We start from the raw sequence: 24,661 nt of genomic DNA on the forward strand, positions 1-24,661 counted from the left end.
CCGTGACCTGATCAAGAAAGCGGTTTAATGGCCTCGGGGCCTGCACCGTGACCGCATGGGTCGTGGGCGCAGGCCCCGTGGACTGGCTTGGCTGCTGGCTACGTTAGTTCTTCTCGGAGGAAGCGATCTGACGCAACACGTACTGCAGAATACCGCCGTTGCGGTAGTAGTCAGCTTCACCGGGGGTGTCGATACGCACATCGGCGTCGAACTCGGTGACCTTACCCTCAGCGTGGGTGGCGGTCACGTGCACGGTGGCCGGGGTGGTGCCCTCGTTCAACTCGGTGATACCGGAGATGTCGAAGGTTTCCGTGCCGTCCAGGCCCAGTGAGTTCGCGGACTCCCCCTGCGGGAACTGCAACGGCAACACACCCATGCCGATCAGGTTCGAGCGGTGAATACGCTCAAAGGATTCGCTGATCACCGCGCGGACGCCCAGCAGTGCGGTTCCCTTAGCGGCCCAGTCACGGGAGGAACCAGTCCCGTATTCCTTACCGCCCAGCACCACCAGCGGAGTGTTTTGCTCAGCGTAGTTCATCGCAGCGTCGTAGACATAAGCCTGCGGTCCACCCTCCTGGGTGAAGTCCCGCGTGAAGCCACCTTCAACGCCATCCAGCAACTGGTTCTTGATACGGATGTTCGCGAAGGTACCGCGAATCATCACCTCGTGGTTACCGCGACGGGACCCATAGGAGTTGAAATCCTTACGGGCCACACCGTGCTCGGTCAGGTAGCGACCGGCCGGGGTGTCGGACTTGAAGGCGCCTGCCGGAGAGATGTGGTCGGTGGTCACCGAGTCACCCAACTTCAGGAGCACGCGGGCCCCGGAGATGTCCTGGACGGGGTCCGGGGTTTCCTTCATGCCCTCGAAGTACGGGGGCTTGCGCACATAGGTGGACTCATCGTTCCAGTCAAAAACATCCCCGGTCGGGGTATCGATCGACTGCCACCGCTGGTCACCATCGAAGATCGTGGAGTATTCGGTGTGGAACATCTCGGTGTCGATGGAGTCATCGATGATCTGCTGCACCTCGGTGGGGTCCGGCCAAATGTCTTTCAGGTAGACGTCGTTACCGTCCTGGTCCTGACCCAGCACGTCATTGTCGAAGTCGAAGTCCATGGACCCGGCCAGAGCGTAAGCGACCACCAGCGGCGGGGAGGCCAGGTAGTTCATCTTCACGTCCGGGTTAATCCGGCCCTCGAAGTTACGGTTACCCGACAGCACCGAGGTCACCGACAGGTCGTTTTCCTGGATGGCCTGGGAGATCTCGGACTCCAGCGGACCGGAGTTACCGATACAGGTGGTGCAACCATAACCCACGATGTTGAAGCCTAACTGCTCCAGGTACGGGATTAGACCCGACTTCTCGTAGTATTCGGTCACCACCCGGGAACCGGGAGCCACAGAGGTCTTCACCCACGGCTTGGAGGACAGGCCTTTGTCCACGGCATTGCGGGCCAGCACCGCGGCGGCCATCATGACCGAAGGGTTAGAGGTGTTGGTGCAAGAGGTGATCGAGGCGATCGACACAGCACCGTGGTCGAGTTCGAACTCACGACCATCCTCCATCTTCACGTCAACGGTGTGCGAGGGACGGCCTGCACCCGCATCGTCGCTCTCAGTGGCATAGTTGTGGATATCCTTGCGGAACTGCTCCTTGGCGTCAGAGAGCACGATCCGGTCCTGCGGACGCTTCGGACCCGAGATGGAAGGAACCACAGTGGATAGATCTAGCTCCAGGTACTCGGAGTACTGAGCCTCATTGGCCGGATCGTGCCACAGGCCCTGTTCCTTGGTGTAGGCCTCAACCAGCGCGATGTTTTCTTCGGTACGACCGGTCAGCCGCAGGTAGTCCAGGGTCACCTGATCGATCGGGAAGATCGCGGCGGTGGAACCGAACTCGGGCGACATGTTGCCGATGGTGGCGCGGTTCGCCAGCGGCACCGAGGCCACACCTTCACCGTAGAACTCGACGAACTTACCCACCACACCGTGCTGACGTAGCATCTCGGTGATGGTCAGCACCACGTCGGTTGCGGTGGCACCTGAGGGGATGGACCCGGTGAGCTTGAAGCCCACCACGCGCGGGATGAGCATGGAGACCGGCTGGCCGAGCATCGCGGCCTCGGCCTCGATGCCACCCACACCCCAGCCGAGCACGCCCAGGCCGTTGACCATCGTGGTGTGGGAGTCGGTGCCCACACAGGAGTCCGGGTAGGCGCGCAACACGCCGTCGACCTCGCGGGTCATCACGGTGCGTGCCAGGTATTCGATGTTGACCTGGTGGACAATGCCCTGTCCGGGAGGAACGACCTTGAAGTTATCGAAGGCGGTCTGACCCCAGCGCAGGAACTGATAGCGCTCACCATTGCGCTCGTATTCGATTTCCATGTTGCGCTCGATGGCGTCAGGGTTACCGAAGCTATCGATTTGCACGGAGTGGTCAATCACCAGCTCGGCCGGTGCCAGCGGGTTCACGCGCTTGGCGTCACCGCCCAAATCCGCGATGGCCTCACGCATGGTGGCCAAGTCAACCACACAGGGCACACCGGTGAAGTCCTGCATCAGCACCCGGGCCGGGGTGAACTGGATCTCGTGGCGGGGATCGTCCTGCGGGTCCCACTGGGCCAGCGTTTCAATCTGCTTCTTCGTGACGTTGGCGCCATCTTCGGTGCGCAACAGATTCTCGAGCAGAATCTTCAGTGAGTAGGGAAGGTTCTGTGCACCTTCGACCTTGTTAAGTCTAAAAATTTCATACTCGGCGCCGTTGACGTCCAATACGCCCTTCGAGCCGAAACTATCGACAGTAGTCACGGAGATTCCTCTTCCTGCCCATCAAGGGGCGCTCAACCGATCTCGCCGAAGCCGCTGGCAGCAGTCCCTCTTCGCTGATCAGCGACGTGCGACTCGGTACCGGTGCGATGCCAGTGTCGCTGGGCTCGAAATCCAGCGACCAGAGAATTATTCTACAACGCGCAGCCACTGATCCGGATCAGATGTCGTTATCTGCGTCACGATGACGTCGGTACCCGGATCAGCGCGACACTACCGGGTGAAGATATTGACCGACTCCATGTGGTGGGTGTCGGGGAACAGGTCGAAAATCTCCGAGCTCTGGTGTTGCCAGCCCAGTTCGGCCAACAGTTTGGCGTCTCGAGCCAGCGAGGCCGGGTCGCAGGAGACATAGACGACCTTGGAGGCCGGTAACGCGTTGATGCCTTTGATGGTAGCCCGGCCAGCACCAGAGCGTGGCGGGTCAAGCACCACCGTATCGATGTCACGACCTTCCAGTCCGCCTTGGCCGCTGGGGGCCTGAGGGCGGTGCGCCCACGAGGAGACCACTTTCTCAGTGCGACCATTGATCACTACGGCCTGCTTCATCTCGTGCAGGTTCTTCCGGGCGTCTTTGCTGGCCTGACGGGCCCGTTCGACCGAGTAGACCCGGCCAGTCTCCCCGACCGCCCGAGCCAGAAACGCTGAAAAGAGCCCAGCTCCTGCATATAAGTCGGCAATGACATCACCGGGTTGCGGGTTCGTCGCCTGCATGACGGCGTCGACCAAGATATGCGGGGCGTCGCGGTGGGATTGCCAGAAGCCTTCGGCCGAGACCCGGAATGTAAAAGTTCCGTGGTGCAAACTGCGCACACTTTCACTCACCCACGTGCGACCACGCAACCGTATGGTGCGTGGCTTCTGGTCCGGTTGGAGTTGAGGAACAGACACCACTGCCGAGACGGTACCGGGTAGCCCGGAGAGTTGGCGTCGCCAATTGTTGATCGCCTTATTCAGCGTGGGCTCGTGCGCCAGCGTCTCGGTAGCCGGGTGGATGACGACCATGACTTCCTGGCTATAGCCGGGGGTAATGACGTCCACGCTGGAGGCCCCGAGGAAATTGATATCCCACAGGTGTAGCTCATCGAGTTCGGGCACCGCCAGGGGAATATTGCGGACCGGAATCATGGTCTTGGATCGGTGGACGAACATCGCCAAGCGCCCGGAGGCGGTCACCGCGAAACGGTTGCGGGTCCGCCAGTGCAAACCGGTAGGCTCATCGGCTTCCACTGAGGTCACCTGAGGGTCTACGGCGAGGCGACCAATCCGATTGAGTGTGTCGCGAAAAACTTGGGCCTTGAGCCGGCGTTGGTGTTCCAGGGTGATGTGACCGTATTCGGCGCCACCGATCGGCTGACGCCCAGCCTGATAGGCGCGCAAGGAGTCGGCCAATTTCCACTGGTGTGCCCGCCGGAATTCGGAGCCCCGGATTACGTTGACGGTATCGGCCCGCCAAAAGCGAGCCTTCGCGCCACCGGAAGTCACCACGGCTCGCACCACTTCGCCAGGAATGGCGTGGCGGACGAAAACAACGCGTCCTTCGTGCCGGGCCACGCAGTGACCACCGTGGGCCATGACTCCCACCTCAAGGGTCAGGATTTCCGGATAACCGGTGTCACCGACGCCGAGCGTCGAAGTCTCGTCTAAGGTAGTCACATTCACCATGCACCGGTCTCTTTCATCATGCGCGTACCGTGTGAACCCTCAAATTTAAGCAGGTAGGGCACAAAAACAGAATACGCTGATCGCCGGGAATAACAAGACTCATTTCGGTCCGCGACGTATCAGCGAGTTTCGGTGATCTCAGGGCCGCGTGTGGGCATGCCCTTCGCATCGGTCGGGGTTGACTCCGCTTGACCTGCCTCCGATTGTTCGGCGGCTGGTTTGACCCGACGCAGGTTCTTCGGAGCGTGCAGGCGCAGGATCTCCCGCGAGGGGTGGGGTTCCTGGCCTCGGTCAATCGCAGAGCGACCCAGCACGTCGAGCAACCGTTCAGCGTGTTCGGACTTCAAGACCGCTGGGCCTCCCACAACGGCACGGACGAACCAGCGGGGTCCATCAATGCCGATAAACCGAGCCACGCGCCAGCCAGGACGACCATCTGGCAATTTCGCCGGAATCTTGGCCAAGAGCTCGGTGCCAAACCGTCCCTGTTCTTCGGTCACAGTGGCGTTGTTGGCAGAGGTTAACGATTCGGTAAGTTCTTCCCGAATTTCGTCCCATAGTCCCTGCGAGCGTGGGGCCGCAAAAGTCTGGATCTGCAAGCTGGACTTATCGTGGGACAAGGTGACACCAATGATGTCCTTGGTCTTTTCTTCGACGTCCAGTCGCACAGCGATCTGAGGGTCAGCAGCAAGTTTCAACGCGCCGAGATCGACCAGGCCCTTGGCATGATCAATTTCCGAAATGTCGCGGGGACCTGCCGGGCGCGCGTCGGGGTCGGTCGACTCTGGCGCTTCCCGCAGGTGTTCTGGAAGTGTCACACGCTCGACCTTCACGTCGCGGTTGCGTCCAAAGAGCTTCAATCAACCTGTCCTCTCTCCAGCGGTGGGGCAGTTTCTCGTTCATCCATCTGCTGCAGTGTTCACCTATCGTGGCGTTCTGCGGTGTCGTCCTGCCTGGGCGAACTAGCCGTCGTGACTGGCTCACCGGTGATAGTCTACGCGGATTCGCGCGCGGTTTCAGAGCACGACGGGGGTTCGTTCTAGTTCTCTGTGTGCGAAAACCCACCGGTAGAACCAAAACCCTGCTGGCCACGAACCGATTCCGGCAACTTGTCGACCACTTGGAAACAGGCCTGATAGACGGGCTGAATGACCAATTGCGCAATACGATCCCCCCGGTTGAGCACAATCTCGGTGTGAGGATCGGTATTGATCAGGGCCACTTTGAGCTCGCCACGATATCCCGCATCTATGGTGCCAGGCGCGTTAACGATGCTCAGGCCTTTTTTCGCAGCCAATCCAGAACGAGGGTGTACCAACCCCACGAATCCTTCCGGTAAAGCAATCGCAATCCCCGTGGAAGCCAGGTAGCGCTCCCCCGGACCCAGACGCACATCTTCTACCGTGACCAGATCGGCACCGGCATCACCGGGCTGAGCATAGTGCGGGACCGGGACATCGGGGGCTAAGAGTTGCAGGGCTACATCGATCTGAGGCATGGTGGAAGGTTCCTTTCTGGATCGTTTCCGAGATTATTTCCTGGGCTGGACTCCCGAGACTGGATGCACCGGTGTGCTCCAGCACGTATTCTGCCAGGGTTCGGTCTGTTTTCGGTCCCGGCTCGTGGCGAGCACCTTACCTGCAGGTGAATGCAACACCGGGAAAACACAACACCGGGAAAACATGAACAGAACAAAAATATGGGACCCTAGAATTATGAGCTCTTCACCGACGACTCCGCACAGTCTTGATTCCGCCGATGATCCGGTGCTGTACCATGAAAAGCTTCGGGCCACACCCTGGATGTGGTTACTCGTGGTCCTTTTCGGTGTCCTCGGATACATGGTGCTGGCACCGATCAACGTCGCGGCCGGAATCGGCTCCGCTGTGGTATTGGCCCTGATCACCGTGGCCATTTTGGTCGGGATGAGCTCTGAAATTATTGTCACCGAACAGTTTTTACAAGTCGGTCGCGCTGGGATTGAACGACGATTCGTGGGCAACGTGACCGGATATCGCGGTGACGACGCCTTCGAACAGCGCGGTCAGAAACTTCACGGTTTGGCTTACACCAATCTGCGCAGTTGGGCCTCGCCGGTGGTGCGTATTCAAATTACCGACGAACGGGACCGCACTCCCTATTGGCTGACGTCAACCCGCAATCCTGAACAACTCGTTGATGCCCTCGGTGGGGCTATGTACGCCCGTCCCGAAGATCTCGAGGATGAGAACATCCCCGACTGGTTGCGCGAAGAACGAGAAACACAACAAGCACAACAGCGCGACGATTCCGAAGGTCACACCCCCACCGACTCCAACACCGATTAGCGCAACATCAGCCCCCGCGCTCAGCAACACTGCCGGCGCGACGCAGGAACGTCAGCTCAGGGACATAACAATGTAGTGGGCGGGCCCGGGTGTGACCGGGCCCGCCCACTACATGGTTGTCGATCAGTTGTTGCTCAGCTGAACCTTGCTACCCTTCACAGTCGGTGCAATACAGCAGACCATTTTCTTCATAAGCCACCTGGGATCGATGTCGCACCAAAAAACAGGAGGCGCAGGTGAATTCATCAGATTGTGCCGGCAGCACAGTAACCTGCAGTTCTTCATTCGACAGGTCAGCGCCGGGCAGCTCAAACCCCTCAGCAGCTTCGGCCTCGTCTTCATCGACCGCGGCAGACTGCGTATCGGTCCGACGATTCTTCAACTCCTCAATGGAGTCTTCCCGGACCTCATCGTCGTTTTTGCGGGGCGCATCGTAATCAGTTGCCATATATTTGCTATCCACTCCACTAAGTCATCGACTGAACGCACAGGTGTCAGTGTCTGACAGGTTAATCTCGGTGATTGGTTCTTTTATTCCAGGCCCAAACCGATGGCTTACCGCGGTGCATGATCCCTGGAATGACCTTCGTGACAACGCGCTCACCGAGTATCATTTCGCAGAGAATCCTACTGTCCCCGACCAGAATTTCAAATCGCCAACAGTGAACACATCTTGAAGTGCCTTGAAGTGCCGTGTTGACCGCTTTATGGGATCGCTCACACCCGTCGATCCCCCTGGGATGTGTCGCCACACCGAGCGAGATTCTGGTGTAGTGGGGGCTGACGTGGCAGAGTTCAGCACAGAGCTAGGACTATTCTGGAGGCAATTTATGGATTCACCGCAGTCACCAGACCATACCACCGCGGCCGGTGCACGTCGCGCCCAACCGTTGCGCCTGGTTGGTGTCGATGATGCCGGTGACCACCTGATTCTGTCCAATGATGCTGGCGAAGAGTTCTCCCTGCCGATCACCGATGCTTTACGTCATGCCACCACCCGCCCCATTGGCCGGCCCTCGGCGGCCGCAGCCGACGAGGCAGCAGCGGTGAAGTTGTCTCCCCGAGATATTCAATCCAAGATCCGCGCCGGCTACTCTGTGGACGAGCTGGCTTCTCGGTACGACGTCAGCCTGGACCGGTTGAAGATCTACGAGGCCCCGGTGCTGGCCGAACGCCGCTGGATTGTTGATCAGGCCCGCGCGATCGAAGTCTCTTCTCCGCAATTAGGTCACGATATTTACCGGGCCGTTTTTGGTGAAGAACCGGCTCTGCTGGAACCCATGGTGCGACACCGGCTGGCGGCACTGGGCTTAGACACCTCCACCCTGGAATGGGACGCGTGGAAGGAAGAGGGCTCCAACCACTGGACCATCTCGGCCAGTTTCCAAGATAACGGCGCCCAAACCCAAATCGGCGACGAGCCGGTGGCCCGCTGGAGTTTCCGTCCCGCCGCCAAGCATGTCGATAATCTCAACCGGTGGGCCCAGGTGCTCTCCGAACTCGAACCACTCGATACTCCTACCGCGACACCCACCCGACGGCTGAGCGCAGTGTCATCAGCGGAACGTGTTTTTGACGTGGAATCCACCGAAAAGCCTGACCCGCGACCGCGACGGCATTTTGATTCCGATGCGCAAGAAGAGTTACTCGAGGTCCTGCACGCCCGGCGCGGGCAACGGTTGGGCGTCGATGAAGACGCTGATGACGAGTTGGCGATGATGATCACTCGTGAGGAGCACCCCACCTCCTGGACTGGACCACGTCTGGTAGTCAGCGGGTATTCCGATTCCGCTAAACCTGCTGAGTCTGAGACAGCTGATCAGACCGATCCGGATACGGAACAACCGGGGCAGCAGGAGCCGGAGCCGTCCACGCGGGCAGGGGTCGAGGACGAGTCAAGCCAACCAGAGAAGTCTACATCATCACTGTCTTCTGTCTCATCCTCTGAATATGAGGGTCAAACCGATGCCTTTGACGGGATGGATGAGGCCTCTCGCGGTAACGCCTTGCACCAGCAATCCACCCAACACCACCAGGACGGCAAAGACGGGCGGAGCGGTAGCTCCGCGTCTAAGTCCACACGCAAGCGTCCCCGGGTGCCCAGCTGGGACGAGATTATGTTCGGCACCCGCAAAGACGACTGAGACGAAGCGCTACTCTACAGCCTCCGCTCGTTGTGAGATTTCTCAGTCGATCACCAGCAGTGGCACCAGGCGTTCATCGTCGGTGGTCGATCCGTGGTGGCCCCACATCTCCCAGGACATCGCTGAAGCCCGGAGTGAGTCGTAGAGTGCGATATCGCTCTGGGCTACCACCAGCAGGTCTCCAATACGGGGCACCACCCGGGGTTCTAAGGGCCCGAACCAGCCGTCGTGTTCTGCTCGGTCGCGACTAATGACGATGGCTACTTCGCCATAGATTTTCTCCCACCGTTGCTGGATCTCGCGCCGGTGACTGTCGTCGGCCTCGGGAGCGAAATACAACTGGAAAAAGCGAGGTTCCCCGGCCGTGTGCAGCACGCCGTCGTAGAGTTCGGAATGTTCTCGGGTGTCCAACCGGTCTGCCGGGGCAATGGTGACCATACCGTGGTCGGCCGTCAGGAGCACGTTCACCGGGTGGCCGATCGTCGATAGTTTTCTGCGTAGCCGACGCATGTGACTATCGATCGCTTCCAGTACCTCAATCCATTCGGCAGAACCGACCCCGTGACGGTGCCCTGCTTTATCCAGTTCCGGGATATACAGGTAGACAAGCGCGCCGGGTCGTTGCAACTCCGTCAACGCCTTATGAAAGCGGGCTCCCAGGGACCGTGCCCCCACAAAGCGCGGACCGCGCAAACCAGCCCGGGTCAGCCCGCTGTCAGCAAACTCCGGCAAGGAGACCGTGACGGCCTCCAGCGGTGCCTGCACACTCTCAAAAAGTGTGGGATGGGGTTGCCATTGTTCGGGATTAACCTCCGGGTCCCAGTTGCCCAGCTGGTTAATAACCTGGCCACGATCCGGGTCGAAACTGTCATAGCCCACTAGTCCGTGTCGGCCGGGTAACAACCCTGTGGCCATCGAAGTCAAAGCGCTCGCCGTGGTGGTGGGTAACACCGTAGAGATTTCGGTTGGGGCACCACCGGTAGCAGCAGCGTGATCTCCTTGGCGGGTGAGCATCTGGCGCAAGGTGGGAGCGTAGGAAGAGTAGGCCACCAGCTGGCGGATTCCTAGCCCGTCGACCAGAATCACCATGCCAGACCCAGCCTGGGGAAGCTGCAGGCTCGTCGTCGCGACCGGCTGGGCATCAGACGAGGGCCTCAGCGAATTCAGCAGGGCCGGAACAACGTCCCAGATCCCCGGAGACTGGGGGTAGTGCGTATGACGATCGATCATCAGCGATGCTGGTCCCGAGCGGTCAAAAAGGTGGTCCGCAGGGTGCGGGCAAAGGCCAGGGCCTGGTCCACAGCCTGTTGGCCCTCGGCTTCGGCAGCGACCCGCAGAGCAAGATCTTCTGGTGTACTGGTTCCGGTCACCCCGTGGTCGGCAGAACAGTCGGGATCCGGGCAGACTGCCGGGACCAGCTCCAGGCGCTGATTGCCACGCCACAACACGCTCAGGGTCACCTCAGCCACCGGCAGGTCCGGGGTCCACGTGGCCGGCTGGTCGTGGACGGTGGTGACCGAGACCGAGTCCAGCGCATCCAGCGGGACCATCTCGGTGGTCACTTGCGCCCGGGTGGCACCTGCGTATTCTTCGGCGACGAAGTCGGTCAGGTGCACGGCAGCCAGTGCGGTGTCGGTCAGTGCCAAGACCGTCAGGTGGCGGTGTAGGTCGTTGTAGTCCACGTGGGTCTCCACGTGGACTAGCGAAGCGAGGATCTCACGGGAATCGAGTTGATCGTACAGCGCACTGATCACCAGTTCGGGGTAGAACCCAGCGTGGTAAATGTCTGACCAGGGTGACAGCGAGGTATCGATGTCCGAGGAGAGGTCTGTCATGATCCCATCATAAAGCGTAACCGGTGGTCTGCTACTGGATATCTCATCATCCGCTCAAGGCCCGGCGGGCTGAGTCGGTCCGGCGAGCTGCGTTGGCCAGCTGGACTTCTGCTTGGAGCACGCTGACGTTGTCTTCGGAGGCCAATAGTGGCGAGAACCGCACCCGCACCACCTGGGGTAAGTCATGGGCCAAGATCGACAGCCGTCCGAGTACTTCTTTCACCCCGTGAATATCGGCCGGACGAAGCCCACCGTAGCCAAAGAGTTTGGCGGCCGCCCGCGGGGTGCGCACCATCCGTTCCAGATCTGCGCTGGTTAGCGGTGGCACCATATGCACCCAGTCGTGGAGGAGTTCTACGGCGTCACCGGAGATCCCGAAGGACACCACCGGTCCCAACAGCGGGTCTTCCACGGCCACAACCGTGCAACCTTGACCGGCCGGTGCCATCGATTGCACCTCGAGTTCAGGGCTACCGTAGCGGGTGAGCACCTCACGCATTTGGGCGACATTGCCTCGCAGTGATTCAGCATCGACAATATTCAGGCGCACCCCGCCAAGATCCAAGCGGTGGCGCAGATTGGCGTCCACGGCTTTTAGGGCGACCGGGAAGCCAAGTTCTTCAGCAGCGGCCACAGCTTCGTCTGCGGTACTAAATCCCCGGGATTCCAACACCGAGATCCCGTAGCACGCCAACAGCTCGGCGGTTTGGTGCTGATCCAGAGCCAGCAGGTCGGTGCCGACGGCTTCTTGGGCCCATTCGGTGACCAGATCAACGGCACGGTGCCGATCAAGATCAGAGTATTCGAGTTCTTTGCCCTGATCGGCGTCCCGCCAAGCCTGGTAGCGAGTCAGCTGGGCAATGACTTTCAGCGCGCTTTCCGGAGTACTGAAGACCGGTAGTCCGTGCTGGGCCGACAGTGTGATTTCTTCCGCGGCTTCAGCTTCGGTGCGTTCCCGGTAGGTGCCCGCACCGAAAACGCCGGTCGGGGTAAAGGCCTGGTCCAGCACCGCGGTAAAGCAGGCCAGCACGGTAACATCAGTGTCGGCAGCGATCTCACCGAGTTGATTGGCCAATTCTCGGGCATCGCCAGGCAACTGAGTCATGGCTGACTGCACGCAGACCAGTACGGTATCGACCTGTTGCGATTCCACGGCCTGTTCAATGGCCTCGGAGAAGGCACCGAAAGCCTGCTCGACGGTATGGTCTTCGGGCAGTCCCGACACCGCGTCCCGGCGAGTAACCTTCAGACCCTGCATTTCGGCCGATTCGGCAACTAGCTCATTGATAGCAACCGCATTGCCGATCACGCCGAGCCGGTCGCCACCAGGGACCGGCTGACAGGCCAGCACCTGGAGGACGTCCATCATGTGGGCGGTGGAGTTGGTCTGAATCACCCCGGCCTGGTCCAGCATCGATTCCACGGTGCCCAGCGGAGCCTGGGTGGTACGGGTGGAGTGACCGGGAGGCAACCGGCGTCCCATGGCCGGTGAACTGGCCAGCACCACCGGTTTCTTCCGCGAGAGACGCCGTCCGATACGGGAGAACTTCCGCGGATTACCGAAGGATTCCAGATAAATACCCACCGCTGAGGTGTAGGGATCGTCTTCGAAGTATTGCATCGCATCGTTACCGGACACATCGGCACGGTTCCCGGCCGAAATCACCGAGGAGACCCCGATGCCACGTCGGCTGGATTCGGTGTAGAGATTAGCGCTGAGCGCAGCCGATTGGGAGAACAGTCCGATGGAGCCACGTTTGGGCATCGCCGCAGCCACCGAGGCGTTGAGCGAAACCTCGGGGTCGGTGGAAATAATTCCGGCCGAGGCGGGCCCGATCAGACGCATCCCGTAGGAGCGAGCCAAGGAGACCAGCTGGCGCTGGCGGTCTAAGGCCGAAGTGTCCTGGGCACTCAGATCGGAGACCACCACCAGACCGCGCACACCTTTGGCCGCACAGTCACGAATGACCTTATCAAGCTGGTGATCCGGCACCGCGATCACCGCGACGTCCACATCGCCGGGAGCCTCAGCGATGGACCCCAACGAGATCATCCCGGCCAGCTCGAGTGCTTCGGGGTTGATGCCGTAGACCGGTCCGGTGAACTTGCCTTCAATGATATTTTCCATCAGCGCGTAACCGACCGACCCCCAGTCCCGCGAGGCACCGATCACCGCAATGGATTCGGCCCGTAGCAACTCACCCAAGGACTTAGCTTCGGCGCGGTGTTCGCGCGATTCCATGACCGCACGCGTTTTGGCGGTCTCGTCCAGCGGAAATTCCACAACAATGACACCGTCTTCAAAAGAGCGTTTGATATCGAAGCCGGCGGCCTGGAAAACGGAGAGCATCTTCTGGTTCTCCGGCAACACGTCGGCCACGAAACGTCGGATCCCGTTCTCGCGGGCGGCTTCGGCCAGGTGTTCCATCAGAATCGAGGCCAGTCCGCGACCGGAGTGCCGGTCGGCGATATTGAAGGCAACCTCGGCGTCATAGGAGTTGGGCAAGCGATCATATCGGCCAATGCCAAGCAGTTCGTCGCCGTGCAAGATCACGAACGCGACCCGGTCGCGATAGTCCACGACGGTAAAACGCTCGAGCTCTTTGGCTGACAGCGAGGACTTATACGTAAAATAGCGGAAGTAGATAGAGTCCTGGGACTGATGCTGGTGCATCTGTTGTAGCGCCTGCGCATCATGAGGTGACACCGGGCGCATCCGGGCAGTGGCACCATCGGCGAGTACGACATCTGCTTCCCAATGAGCTGGATATGCACGGTCTGTGGTGAGCTCTCCCATAGACTCAGCTTAGACTCTGGACCGATATCAGCGAAAGTATAGACCGAAGAGGACCATGGCGAAAAAGTCGACACCGCGTTCCACCGCTGACAGCAAGCTGGCGCCCCAAACCGTGCCGGACCAGGAACAGAAGATCATCGATATCGATGTGTCTGCCGAGATGGAACAGTCCTTTTTGGAATATGCCTATTCGGTTATTTATTCTCGCGCCCTGCCCGATGCCCGGGACGGACTAAAACCGGTGCAACGTCGCATCCTGTACATGATGAGCCAGATGGGGCTGACCCCAGAGAAAGGGCACGTGAAATCGGCGCGCGTGGTGGGCGAAGTGATGGGTAAGCTCCACCCGCACGGTGATGGGGCCATTTATGACGCAATGGTGCGGTTGGCTCAGGACTTTAATATGCGCCTGCCACTGGTGGATGGTCACGGGAACTTCGGCTCGGTCGATGACGGTCCAGCGGCCTCTCGGTACACCGAGGCGAAGATGACCCGGGCCGCGGTGGCGATGACCGCCGATATTGGTGAAGACACCGTAGAGTTTGAGCCCAACTACGATAATCAGATCTTCCAGCCCTCGGTGTTGCCAGCGGCCTTTCCGAACCTGTTGGTCAACGGCGCCTCCGGTATTGCGGTGGGGATGGCCACCAATATGCCACCCCACCACTTAGGTGAGGTTATTGCTGCCGCCCAACACCTGCTGGCCCACCCTGAGGCCGATACCGCCGCGTTGATGAAGTTTGTGCCCGGCCCGGACCTGCCCTCGGGTGGCAAGATCGTGGGGCTGGAGGGCATTAAAGAGGCCTATGAAACCGGCCGTGGCTCGTTCAAGATGCGGGCCAGCATCACCGTGGAGCAGGTCAGTGCTCGCCGGACCGGTTTGGTGATCACCGCCCTCCCCTACGGGGTGGGGCCGGAAAAGGTGATCGATAAGGTCAAGGACGCGGTCAATAACAAAAAAGTCACCGGCGTGGCCGACGTGGTGGATCTCACCGACCGGCATCACGGGCTACGGATGGTCATTGAGCTGAAGTCCGGGTTCAATCCGCAGGCAGTGTTGGCTCAGCTGTATAAGCACACTCCGTTGGAGGAATCCTTCGGGATCAATAACGTGGCCCTCGTCGATGGCCAGCCGCGCACGCTGGGACTAAAAGAACTGCTTCACGTCTATGTACACCACCGACTCACCGTGGTGCGTCGGCGCACCGAATACCGGTTAGGCAAACGCCGGGACCGGCTGCATTTGGTCCAGGGACTACTGTTGGCACTCGTCGATATTGACGAGGTTATTGAGATCATCCGCTCCTGCGATGACGCTGCAACGGCCCGGTCACGACTAATGATGGTCTTTGACCTCACCGAGGTACAAGCCGACCATATTCTGCAGTTGCGACTACGACAGCTGACAAAGTTCTCCCGGATCGAACTCGAATCTGAACAGGCAGAGCTTACGGCAGCGATCGCCGAACTGGAAGCGATTCTGGCTTCTGATGACAAGCTCCGCGAAACTGTCTCGGACGAGCTGGGGCAGATCGCAGAGAGTTTCTCCGACCCGCGCCGCACAACCTTGCTGAAGTCCGAGGAATTGGCGCCGGTCCCCTCGACCGCCCAGGCGAAGAAGTCCCCGGAGAAAGCTGCCTCGGCGATGATGATCGCCGATGACCCGTGCTGGGTAATTTTGTCGACCTCTGGTCAGCTGGTGCGCACTGTGGATCGAACCCCGCTCGTGGCCGCCGGGCGACGGAAACGCCATGATGTCTTCCAGTCGGTGGTCGCGACCACCGCCCGCGGCGAAGTGGGCGCGGTGACCTCCACGGGGCGGATTATTCGATTCAATACGGTCGATGTACCGGTGCTCAGTCAACCTACCGAATCGCCGACAATGACCGATGCGGTGAAGGTCTCGCAGTTCCTTCCCTTACCGGACCGAGAAGACCTCGTCGGCCTGGTGCCACTCAATAAGGTGCTGGCACTGGCGACCCGCCAGGGTGTCATCAAGCGGGTGCGGGATGAGTGGCCGTTGAACCAGGACGAATTTGATGCCATTAGCCTAAAGACCAACGATCAGGTGGTGGCAGTCGCCGTGGCCGACCGTGACGACGACACGATCGTGTTAATCACCGCCCAAGCACAGCTCTTGCGGTTTGAAGCCAGCAAGGTGCGCCCTCAAGGGCGCCACGCCGGTGGGGTGGCCGGCATCAAGCTCTCCGAGGAGGATGAGGTCATTGCCCTGGGCGTCATACCGGCTGTCGCAACCGAGCAGGCGGAGGTGGTGACCGTCACCGAGGCAGAGGAAGACCTGTTAGGCGCGGTGGGGTCAGCTAAGCGTAGCCTGCTCAGTCAGTTCCCGGCCAAAGGCCGGGCGACCAGGGGCGTGCGCGCTCACCGGATGCTACGTGGCGAGACCGGGCTGAAACTCGCCTGGGCCGGAAGCGATCCGCGCGGTAGTACCAGCGGTGGTACGGCTCGGAACCTGCCCACTGAGCACAGTGACCGGGATGCCTCCGGTGTGCTATTGGATTCGGCGGTAGAGACCGTGGGGACCGCCAGCTCACCGGTGACCGTAAACAGCGCGTCGGCACCGTCCGAACCATCCGACCAGCAACCGGAAGGATTGTTCTAGCCCCTGCCCACGCACCGGCTAACCCAGCGTCACCGCCTGGTTTCCAGCGGTGGCGAATCGGGAATCGTGGGTGACCATCACCACGGATCGATCGGCCAAAGCCTTCTTGAGATCCGCTACGAGGTGCGCTGCTTCATCGGCACCTAGGTGTGCAGTGGGTTCATCCAAGAGCACGACGTCAGCACGAGCGATGAGAGCCCGGGCGACGGCGATGCGTTGACGTTGACCGCCGGAGACAAAATGTCCGGAGGGGCCCAGTCGAGTGTCGAGCCCGTTCGGGGCCACCTCGAGCCAGTCGGCCAGTCCCACGGTTTTCAGGGCACGGATGAGCTCGGCATCCTCGGGTCGGTCATCCGGGTCGCGGGCCAGGGCCAGGTTGGAGCGTAGCGTGGAGTCAAAAAGATACGCCTCTTGCGGGCACCAGGCGATCGCGCCCAGGGCAGATTCCGGGCCGATGATGCTGTCAGTACCGGACTCGGTGGCGTCTGTGCGCCGGGTGGCATGCAGGACCATGCGCCCGGATTGTGGTCGCAAGAAACCCAGTAGTACCGCCAACAGGGTGGACTTTCCAGACCCCGACGGTCCGGTGACCACACAAAAGTCACCGCGGGTGGCCCGCAAGCTCAAATCTGCCAGTACTAACGGTCCGTGTGGCGCATAAGCCACGTCAATCTGGTCAACCTCCACCGCGCTGACGACCACATCGCGATGGTGGGCGCGCTTCTGTTCAGCCACGTCGTCAGTCGCCGGTGGGGCGGGCACTGCCTCTACCTGCACCCAACCACCAGTGGCGGTCTGCGAGGTCTGCAGTAATGGACCGATCTTCTGCAGTTGCCGGCGGAGAATTGAGAACTCTTGAACCCCTTGGTTCAACAGTCCGAAGGGCTCGGCGAGGGCGAGCATCATCATCACCACCAGCGCGGTATGAGGGGCGTTGATGCCGTGTTGGACGCATTCCCACATGATCTGGATGGCGGCCCAGCCGGAGACCAATGAGGATAGCCCCTGGCCGAGGCCGGCAACCATCGAATGGCGTTTCAAGGGGCGCTGGTGGTGGAGATCCCAGCGGGCAAAGCGTTCCGAGGCCACCGTTGCGCCCCCATTGCCGGCCAAATCTGCGGCCGCTGTCAACAGTCGGGAGGTTTGCGACATCACCTGGGTGCGGTGATCGGCCAGCATCGCGGTCGACCGCGCATCGCTGAGAGCGACCAAGCCCGGGATGACGACGACGCCGAGAATTCCGGCAACCAGGGCGGGCCACCAGGCTCCGGGGGCGAAGTACATGGTTATCCCTAGCGTCGCCAACCACGCGATCACCGCGGCAGGAATGGGGACGATAACGCGCGGAACTGCATCGCGCAGTTCGTCAACATCAGAGATCAACACCGACAGGGCGCCACCGGTGCGGGTCAGTCGGGTCCACTGTTGCGCTTGGGAGCCTAGAGCGTCCCAAATCTTCAGGCGCAAGTCATCAGCCCAGGACAGCACCGCGTCGTGGACCGCCAAGCGTTCGGCGTAACGAAACACGGCCCGGCCGATGCCAAAGAAGCGAACCGCGACAATGATGGCCAGCAAATAGAGGATCGGGGGCTGGTAAGAGGCCTGCACAATGAGCCATCCGGACAGGGCCGATAGGAGCGCGGCGGAAAGCACAGCAGCGGCCGACCAAAAGACTCCGGCCAGGAATTTTCCGCGGTTCAACGGCAAGAACCGGAACCACTGTCCCAGGCTGAGCCGGTGGTTCTCGGTGTCGTGTGGCTGGTGCGCCCTGTGGTGGTCTGGGGAAGACCTCTGGGGCGTGGTAGCGCTATGCTCCGCCTGGTCGGTGATTCGTGCACCGGCAGACACGGTATCTGCTACCGGTGTGGTCGCAGCGTGTGTCACGGTCTGAACGGTCGTGGCATCGGTCCTCACCCTGGCACCGTCCACCAAATGGTCGGCCAGGTGGTGCACTTCGGGATCGTGGGAGGCCACCACCATCGTGATCGGTGGAAGCAGTGGTGTTTCACCGACGTGGTGCGTGCGATCGGTCGCTTTAGGGAGACGTCGTTGTCTCAGCGTGGCCAGCGTGTCCCGGACGGCGTCAGCGGAGGCTGGATCCAAGTGGGCGGTGGGCTCATCCAGTATCAGTAGCCAGCCACGGGCGTCGTCACCGGCGGCGAGTAACCGGATAACCACGCGGGCGAAGCCCAGGCGCCGGCGCTCCCCGGGGCTGAGATCGTTGACGATGCGGGATTGATAGTCGGCCAGCCCGCTCGTAGCCAACGCGTGAGCCACCAAGGACTCGACGGTATCGGCGGTGGCCTCAGGGCGGTCCAGTCGGACATAGAACTCCAATTCCTCGGCCACGGTGGGTTCACTGAAATTGGGGTGCTGGGCCAACCAGGCCACATGGAGCTCATCGAGGCCGCTCACCCTGCCACGGAATTCTGCTTCGGCCTCGGTGAGTACTCCGGCCAAGGCGTTGAGCACCGTAGATTTTCCGGTCCCCGAGGCCGAACCGAACACGGTGATTTCTCCCGGTGCCAAGTTCAAACTCAACCCGGTGACCACCGGGTCTAACACCTGCATCCGATGGGTCGGGCCCGCATGGTTCTTGTGGGCCAGCACTTTGGCCCGTCGTGGGTCATCGTGGTGGAGCGCCCGAATATCGGGGAGTTTTTCCGCTGTGATTTCGGTGAAAGAGCGGTAGGCAATGCTGAGGTTGTCGATGGAGACGGTGCTCGTCTGGTGTGTTGACTCAGCCCGCAAGGATTCGGCGAGGGTTTTGGCTTCGGGCTGGTTAATCTGTTCGCGAGCGCGTCGCAGTGCGTCCACCCCGTCTTCGGAAGAGTGGAAGGCAGAGCCAACATCACGGAAGGGCAAATATACTTCCGCGGCCAGGGTGAGCACCATCAGGCCCACGCTGAGTTCTAGTCCCCCGTAGACCAGACGCACCCCGATCAACACCGCAATCACCGCCACCGACAGGGTCGCGATGAGTTCCAGAGCCAGGCTGGACATAAACGCGGCCCGCAGGGTGGACATGGTGGTGCGTTGGTATTTTTCTGACACCGTCGCCAAGGACTTCCGCTGCACCCCAGCACGGCGCAACCCAACGAGCACGGGCAGACCGCGGGCGAGCTCTAATAAGTGATGCGAGAGCCGGTTGAGCCCCGCGGTGGCGTCATCGACCCGGGATTCGGTATACCGACCGATCAAGATCATAAAGACCGGGATCAGTGGCACGGTGATGACCAAAATGAGTGCCGAAACCCAGTCGTGTAGCAGAATCCAGCCGCCAAGCAGAACGGGAATGACCAGGGCGGAAAGTAGGGCCGGCAGGAACTCGGTGTAGTACTTATCCAACCCATCGAGACCTTTGGAGGCCAGTACCGCGTCTTCGCCGGCTCGATCGGCGTGTTCGCCGGCGGCGTTGAGCCGATGAGTGACCAGCTGGGCGCGCAAATATTCTTTTTCGCCCAGCGCGGCCCGGGAGGCCAACACCTGTTGGCCCCAGACGGCGACACCGCGCAACACCGCTCCCCCGAAGCCGGTCACCACGGGAGCGAGGAATTCGGTAGTGAAGGCAGCCTGAGCTAGTGATTCGACGATGCCCGGTGAGGTGGCCGGAGGATTGAAGAAGAGGTCAATGAGTTGGGCTGCGTCCTGGGTGGGCAGTGAGGCAGCCAGCTGCGAGATGCCTCGGGCGATCCCGATGGCAATCAGGATCCATCCGAGAGCTTTCACGACGGCGAGGACGCCGAGCCCTATCAGAGCACGGCGTCCTGTCGCAGAGGTTGGTAGTTCTGGTTTCAGACCGGAGTCACGACCTTGGATTCAGGGATATGGGTTTCGGCGATCCGCTTGCGGAACACCCAGTAACTCCAGCTACTGTACGCCAAAACGATCGGCACGAAGATCGCTGCGACCACGGCCATCACGGTCAACGTGTAATCCGAGGAGGAGGCGTTGTTGACGGTAAGGTTCCACGCGTCGTTGAGCGTAGAGGGCAACACATTGGGGTACAGCGCCCAGAAGATCGCTGCCACACCGGCGGCAACGAAGACCGTCATCCCAAAGAAGGCCCAACCTTCACGTTCCTGGGCCGCGAAAACCAGTGCGGCAATCATGCCTGCCACGGCGACAACAAGCAGGATCCACGGCATCACCTTCGGGTAGAGGATCAGGACACCGACAGCCCAGCCGGCCATCGGTAACAGGTAGACCCACAGCCACCGGGACAGGTGGCGTTTGGCGGCTGCTCGTGGAGCGCCCATGGTCTTCAGGCCGAGGAAGGCCCATCCCTGAGCCAAGGCGAAACCAACCACGGCCAGTCCGCCGATCACAGCCCAAGAGTTCAGCCAGACGAAGGCGTGACCCACTCGGTCACCGTTCTCATTCAGTGGCAGACCGGTGGTGGTGATGGCCAGCATCGCCCCGACACAGAAGGCTGCCGTCAACGACCCGAGACACAGTGCCCAATCCCACAAGTTACGCACTCGTGTGGTGTGGGCTTTGCCCCGGTACTCGATCGCGACCGCGCGGAAGATGAGCCCCAGCAGGGCTAGGGTAAGCGGGATGTAGAGGGCTGAGAATAACGAGGCGTACCACATTGGGAAAGCCGCGAAGGTGGCGCCACCGGCGGTGAGCAACCACACTTCGTTGCCGTCCCACACGGGGCCAATCGTGTTCAGCAACACACGTCGTTGGGACTCGTTGCGAGCCCAGAACTTCATGAGCATTCCGACACCGAGGTCGAAACCCTCAAGCACGAGGTATCCGGTCCAGAGCACTGCAATGAGGATGAACCACAGGGTGGGAAGAAATTCCATGATGGCGTGATTACCTTTCTCTACTGGGTTCTCTCATTTAGTACGCGAAGGACAGAACATCAGAGGAATCTTTGTTCTGGTCATCCCCGTCGTTTTCTTCATCTGCAGTCAGCTCCGGCATACCTGCCGGCACACCACCGCGGATGTAACGGACCAACAGAACCACTTCGACCACCAGCAACACCGCATAAACCAGAGTGAGGACGATCAGCGAGAACAAAATCTCACGCCCGTCGACTCCCGGTGACACCGCGGCAGCGGTAAACTGCCAGACCTGATCCACTCCGGTGGGGTCGGGGTTGGGGGCGACCGTGAAGGGTTGACGCCCCATTTCCGTGAAGATCCAACCGGCCGCGTTGGCGCCAAACGGTGCCAGGATCGACAGCCAGGCGGCGTGCATCAGCCACGGAGTTTGCGGCACGGTGCCCTTGCGCCCCAGGAAGAGTCCAATAGCGGCTGCCAAGGCCGCCAGACCACCAAAGGTGATCATCAGCCGGAAGCCCCAGTAGGTGACTTCCATGACCGGCAGGTACTCAATCTCTGACCCGGCACGTTCACCGTACATGGGGTCGTCGGGCAGGTGGGTACCGAAGTTTTCTTCATAAATCGGGATCAGGGTGTTCACACCGGGGACGTCGGTGTTGAAGTCGCCGTAGGCCAGGTAGGACAGCAGGCCCGGAATCTCAAAGACGCCCACCACGTCATCACAGGTGGTGGCTCCGTCGGTATTGGAAATATCTCCGACCGTCAGCACCGAGAAGCCGGTCCCGTCGTGGCAGGCAGCTTCAGCGGCTGCCATTTTCATCGGTTGCTGTTCGATCATCATTTGAGCTTGAGCGTGACCGGTAAAGGCCGTGCCTAGGAACGCACCCAAGGCGATCCAACCACCCCAGCGGAACGAGGTCCGCCACACGGTGTGGTCAATACCGTCACGAGCTTTGGAGCCGGTGGCACCAATGATCACTTCGCCGTTGGTGTTGAGGGAGTCGATACCGTCTTTGCGACGTTTCCACAGGTGGTACCAGGCCACACCGAAAAGCATGGAGCCGGCCACGGCCAGGGCGCCGAAAATGGTATGGGGGAAGTGCACCAACAAGGTGGGGTTAGTTAGCACGGCCCAGATATCGATCATCTGAGCTCGACCATCGGCGTATTCAATGCCGACTGGGTGCTGCATGAAGGCGTTTGCGGCCAAAATGAAATAGGCCGACACCACCGAACCAATCACCGCGGCCCACAGAGTCGCTAAATGCAAACGAGGAGAAACTCTGCCCCAGCCGAAAATCCAGATGCCGAGGAAGACCGATTCCAAGAAGAATGCGATCAGAGCTTCCATGGCCAGCGGGGCACCGAAAACGTCGCCAACGAACCGGGAGTATTCGCTCCAGGCCATTCCGAACTGGAACTCCTGGACAATACCGGTGGCTACACCCATGATGAAGTTGATCAAAAAGATCTTGCCCCAGAACTTCGTCATGCGTAAATAGTGTTCTTTACCGGTGCGATGCCACATGGTCTGCATTGACACCAGCACAATACCGAGGCCGATTGTCAATGGAACCATCAGGAAGTGGTAAACGGTCGTGATACCGAATTGCCACCGGGCTACCTCAAGTGGATCCATCAGGATTCCTTCCTCACGAGCGCCTAACGCGCCGACGAATGCAAGAGATGGGTCGAGTTCGGCTGTGGTCGACCTCGGTCAAAACCCTGTCGCCAAGGCCTCAAACTCGAGGCTCAAACGGTGATACGACACGATGCTCGCAGTGAGGCTCACTCCGTACAACGCTTGATCGCCGGATAAGCTACCACCATCATAACCACTTTTCTACGCTGTGTAGAAAAGATTTCTACGCGTTGTAGAAAATTCGCCTGGGCTGAGCTCAACACACGGTGCCCCGGTAGCGTATGACGCAGATCAAGCAGGCGCGCCCCGTGAAAAGCACCCGAGAGCAACGGTCATGGATATGGCATCAGGCCACTATGTCGTCATAGTGCACCGAAACTTCTACAATGCGTAGAATAAATCTACTACCGTGACCGTCAGCCCCAAGGAGTACAGAGTATGAACACCGGTTCATTAGGACAGTTGGAACAAGCCGTCATGAATCTGCTGTGGGATTCCTCTGCGCCGATGACCGCTAATGACTTACGCGAGCGATTAGAGCAGCGTACCGGCTCCACCAAAAATACTCCGGCGATCACCACGATCCTGACGGTGCTGTCCCGGCTGACGAAAAAAGGTTTTGTGAATAAGGACCAGCAACAGCGTCCGCACACCTTCACCGCCCGAGCAACCCGGGAAGCCCACACCGCTGATGTTTTGCACGAGGTCCTCAACCAAGCGCCAGATCGTCAAGCGGTGCTTGCTCAATTTGTGGGCTCCATTAACTCTGAGGAACTCGCGACTCTTCGGAGCATCCTGAATGCTCGCGACGAATCACTCAGTTAGTAAACTAGAGGGGCCCAGTCCCCTAACCGCAGCGCCGTCCGCCCATTCGTCGCATTCTCGACCCACGATGTTATGGCCCCCATTCTTCTCGCCCTCGTGGCCGTGCTATTGGCCTGGCCCGTACCCGTGCTTCTGGGGCGCGCCCAGTGGCCTGCTCGCGCTCCCGTGGCAGCGATGATTTTATGGCAAGCGGTGGGGCTCGGTGGCGGTCTAGCCCTCATTTCAGCACCCTTGCTCTATGCAGTCCGCAAATTCGGCTCCGGGCTCATCCCTGCCGGGACAGAAATATTCGAGGCGATCGCCAACCACGGTTTATTCGCTCTCCACCTCGACCCACGCTGGGGTGGGCTAGAGATCGTGGCTGGAACCCTAGCAGTCGCCATCGGCGTACATCTGGTGCTGAGCCTGGTGTACTCCGCATGGCGAACCACCCTGGAGCGTCGTCGCCACCGCGAGACGGTGCAGTTACTCTCCAAAGTCATCCACGACCCCACGGCCTCTGAGACCCTGACCCCATACCAACGCAATTCCGGTGGCGTCACCACCTTATTGCTCCCCTCCGAGCACCCGCTGGCCTACTGCATTCCCGCACTGTCCGGCTCGTATACCGTGATCTCTCAGGGATTGATGGAGCGACTAACCGAAGCCGAATTGTCAGCGGTGATCGAACATGAAAAGGCCCATTTGCGTCAGCGTCACGACCTATTGCGGGTGGGGTTTGAGGCCTGGCACCGAGCGGCATCCTGGCTGGTCGCCACCGAGACCTCACGGATTGCGGTGACCACGCTCACCGAGATGCTTGCCGATGATGCAGCTCTGGCACGCATCGATCGCGAGACCTTAATCCGGTCTATGGCCGTGGTTGCCAGCCACGACGCCCCGCACACCATCGCCAAACCGCTCTCCTCAAACCAGCCGGCCGACCGAACTACCTCGGTGACCGCGGTACGACTCAAACGGCTCCTCTCCAGCCACCCCCCTTTACCCGGTTGGCAGCAAGCCCTGATCATCACCCTGGCAGCCTGCCTGTTGACCGTCCCGGCAGCCCTGACGCTGTGCGGGGTGTAAGAAAACTAACAGGCTTTCATTAAGGCCAAATGCCTTCAACTTCTTCGTGACCGATAGAGTAAGAAGACATGGCTAGGCGAGCGGTCGTGGCGAACCCTATCAT

At 60.3% G+C, this 24,661-nt stretch carries 16 protein-coding genes; 5 read left to right on the top strand and 11 right to left on the bottom strand.

Going from position 1 to position 24,661, the window contains the following annotated elements; all coding sequences use genetic code 11:
- Positions 1-103 precede the first annotated feature (103 nt).
- The 4 genes from acnA to dut all read right to left on the bottom strand — a co-directional run bounded on the left by acnA (position 104) and on the right by dut (position 5,996).
- The gene (gene acnA, locus QDX22_RS03425; RefSeq protein WP_279696259.1) at positions 104-2,815 is read right to left on the bottom strand and encodes an aconitate hydratase AcnA; all 2,712 of its coding nucleotides are present in this window, start codon (positions 2,813-2,815) and stop codon (positions 104-106) included.
- Between the two features lie 231 nt (positions 2,816-3,046).
- Complete coding sequence (locus QDX22_RS03430) at positions 3,047-4,498, bottom strand: class I SAM-dependent RNA methyltransferase (protein WP_279696260.1); 1,452 nt, start codon at positions 4,496-4,498, stop codon at positions 3,047-3,049.
- A gap of 119 nt (positions 4,499-4,617) precedes the next feature.
- Positions 4,618-5,316: a DUF3710 domain-containing protein gene (locus QDX22_RS03435; protein WP_233242886.1), complete on the bottom strand. Its 699-nt coding sequence runs from the start codon at positions 5,314-5,316 to the stop codon at positions 4,618-4,620.
- 221 nt (positions 5,317-5,537) lie between these two features.
- The gene (dut, locus tag QDX22_RS03440; protein WP_279718012.1) at positions 5,538-5,996 is read right to left on the bottom strand and encodes a dUTP diphosphatase; all 459 of its coding nucleotides are present in this window, start codon (positions 5,994-5,996) and stop codon (positions 5,538-5,540) included.
- Positions 5,997-6,213: 217 nt separating this feature from the next.
- On the opposite strand from dut, the gene QDX22_RS03445 reads away from it, so the two are divergent.
- The gene (locus tag QDX22_RS03445; protein ID WP_110123014.1) at positions 6,214-6,825 is read left to right on the top strand and encodes a DUF3093 domain-containing protein; all 612 of its coding nucleotides are present in this window, start codon (positions 6,214-6,216) and stop codon (positions 6,823-6,825) included.
- Between the two features lie 148 nt (positions 6,826-6,973).
- Here QDX22_RS03445 and QDX22_RS03450 read toward each other — a convergent pair whose 3' ends face one another.
- Positions 6,974-7,273 (bottom strand): DUF4193 domain-containing protein, encoded by a 300-nt coding sequence (locus tag QDX22_RS03450; protein WP_110099700.1) that lies wholly within the window; start codon positions 7,271-7,273, stop codon positions 6,974-6,976.
- A gap of 382 nt (positions 7,274-7,655) precedes the next feature.
- Between QDX22_RS03450 and sepH the strand changes: the two genes are divergently transcribed.
- Complete coding sequence (sepH, locus tag QDX22_RS03455) at positions 7,656-8,969, top strand: septation protein SepH (protein WP_279696261.1); 1,314 nt, start codon at positions 7,656-7,658, stop codon at positions 8,967-8,969.
- A 42-nt stretch (positions 8,970-9,011) separates the two neighbouring features.
- Here sepH and QDX22_RS03460 read toward each other — a convergent pair whose 3' ends face one another.
- Genes QDX22_RS03460 through QDX22_RS03470 form a run of 3 tightly spaced genes read right to left on the bottom strand, consistent with a single transcriptional unit; the run spans position 9,012 to position 13,520 of the window.
- Positions 9,012-10,199 carry an alkaline phosphatase family protein gene (locus QDX22_RS03460; protein ID WP_110100472.1) on the bottom strand — a complete coding sequence of 396 codons (1,188 nt, stop codon included), beginning with the start codon at positions 10,197-10,199 and terminating at the stop codon, positions 9,012-9,014.
- The gene (locus QDX22_RS03465; protein WP_110100471.1) at positions 10,199-10,804 is read right to left on the bottom strand and encodes a DUF5998 family protein; all 606 of its coding nucleotides are present in this window, start codon (positions 10,802-10,804) and stop codon (positions 10,199-10,201) included. Before QDX22_RS03465 ends, QDX22_RS03460 begins: the two co-directional genes overlap by 1 nt.
- Before the next feature lie 46 nt (positions 10,805-10,850).
- Positions 10,851-13,520, bottom strand: a complete 2,670-nt coding sequence (locus QDX22_RS03470; protein ID WP_425248480.1) for a bifunctional acetate--CoA ligase family protein/GNAT family N-acetyltransferase — start codon at positions 13,518-13,520, stop codon at positions 10,851-10,853.
- Between the two features lie 136 nt (positions 13,521-13,656).
- On the opposite strand from QDX22_RS03470, the gene QDX22_RS03475 reads away from it, so the two are divergent.
- Positions 13,657-16,224, top strand: coding sequence for a DNA gyrase/topoisomerase IV subunit A (locus tag QDX22_RS03475; protein WP_110100469.1), 2,568 nt, complete (start codon positions 13,657-13,659; stop codon positions 16,222-16,224).
- An 18-nt stretch (positions 16,225-16,242) separates the two neighbouring features.
- Here QDX22_RS03475 and cydC read toward each other — a convergent pair whose 3' ends face one another.
- The 3 genes from cydC to QDX22_RS03490 form a co-directional block, all read right to left on the bottom strand.
- On the bottom strand, positions 16,243-19,953 hold the full coding sequence (cydC, locus tag QDX22_RS03480) for a thiol reductant ABC exporter subunit CydC (protein ID WP_425248471.1): 3,711 nt from the start codon (positions 19,951-19,953) through the stop codon (positions 16,243-16,245).
- A gap of 65 nt (positions 19,954-20,018) precedes the next feature.
- A complete protein-coding gene (gene cydB / locus QDX22_RS03485; RefSeq protein ID WP_110099707.1) occupies positions 20,019-21,038 on the bottom strand; it encodes a cytochrome d ubiquinol oxidase subunit II in 1,020 nt (339 codons plus the stop codon).
- A gap of 37 nt (positions 21,039-21,075) precedes the next feature.
- Entirely contained in the window at positions 21,076-22,662 is a 1,587-nt protein-coding gene (locus QDX22_RS03490) for a cytochrome ubiquinol oxidase subunit I (protein WP_279718013.1), read from the bottom strand.
- 441 nt (positions 22,663-23,103) lie between these two features.
- On the opposite strand from QDX22_RS03490, the gene QDX22_RS03495 reads away from it, so the two are divergent.
- Both QDX22_RS03495 and QDX22_RS03500 read left to right on the top strand, forming a co-directional pair.
- Positions 23,104-23,490: a BlaI/MecI/CopY family transcriptional regulator gene (locus QDX22_RS03495; RefSeq protein WP_110099709.1), complete on the top strand. Its 387-nt coding sequence runs from the start codon at positions 23,104-23,106 to the stop codon at positions 23,488-23,490.
- Positions 23,491-23,562: 72 nt separating this feature from the next.
- On the top strand, positions 23,563-24,558 hold the full coding sequence (locus QDX22_RS03500; RefSeq protein ID WP_110099710.1) for a M56 family metallopeptidase: 996 nt from the start codon (positions 23,563-23,565) through the stop codon (positions 24,556-24,558).
- Positions 24,559-24,661: the final 103 nt, after the last annotated feature.

Origin of the sequence: Auritidibacter ignavus, assembly GCF_029853775.1 — a bacterium.
Taxonomy (GTDB): domain Bacteria; phylum Actinomycetota; class Actinomycetes; order Actinomycetales; family Micrococcaceae; genus Auritidibacter; species Auritidibacter ignavus.

What these genes read in the sequence shown, in the direction of transcription:
- QDX22_RS03430 (WP_279696260.1), bottom strand. Translation starts at nt 4,498, where the DNA reads ATGGTGAATGTGACTACCTTAGACGAGACTTCGACGCTCGGCGTCGGT.
- dut (WP_279718012.1), bottom strand. Translation starts at nt 5,996, where the DNA reads ATGCCTCAGATCGATGTAGCCCTGCAACTCTTAGCCCCCGATGTCCCG.
- QDX22_RS03445 (WP_110123014.1), top strand. Translation starts at nt 6,214, where the DNA reads ATGAGCTCTTCACCGACGACTCCGCACAGTCTTGATTCCGCCGATGAT.
- QDX22_RS03450 (WP_110099700.1), bottom strand. Translation starts at nt 7,273, where the DNA reads ATGGCAACTGATTACGATGCGCCCCGCAAAAACGACGATGAGGTCCGG.
- sepH (WP_279696261.1), top strand. Translation starts at nt 7,656, where the DNA reads ATGGATTCACCGCAGTCACCAGACCATACCACCGCGGCCGGTGCACGT.
- QDX22_RS03460 (WP_110100472.1), bottom strand. Translation starts at nt 10,199, where the DNA reads ATGATCGATCGTCATACGCACTACCCCCAGTCTCCGGGGATCTGGGAC.
- QDX22_RS03465 (WP_110100471.1), bottom strand. Translation starts at nt 10,804, where the DNA reads ATGACAGACCTCTCCTCGGACATCGATACCTCGCTGTCACCCTGGTCA.
- QDX22_RS03470 (WP_425248480.1), bottom strand. Translation starts at nt 13,520, where the DNA reads ATGCGCCCGGTGTCACCTCATGATGCGCAGGCGCTACAACAGATGCAC.
- QDX22_RS03475 (WP_110100469.1), top strand. Translation starts at nt 13,657, where the DNA reads ATGGCGAAAAAGTCGACACCGCGTTCCACCGCTGACAGCAAGCTGGCG.
- cydB (WP_110099707.1), bottom strand. Translation starts at nt 21,038, where the DNA reads ATGGAATTTCTTCCCACCCTGTGGTTCATCCTCATTGCAGTGCTCTGG.
- QDX22_RS03490 (WP_279718013.1), bottom strand. Translation starts at nt 22,662, where the DNA reads ATGGATCCACTTGAGGTAGCCCGGTGGCAATTCGGTATCACGACCGTT.
- QDX22_RS03495 (WP_110099709.1), top strand. Translation starts at nt 23,104, where the DNA reads ATGAACACCGGTTCATTAGGACAGTTGGAACAAGCCGTCATGAATCTG.
- QDX22_RS03500 (WP_110099710.1), top strand. Translation starts at nt 23,563, where the DNA reads ATGGCCCCCATTCTTCTCGCCCTCGTGGCCGTGCTATTGGCCTGGCCC.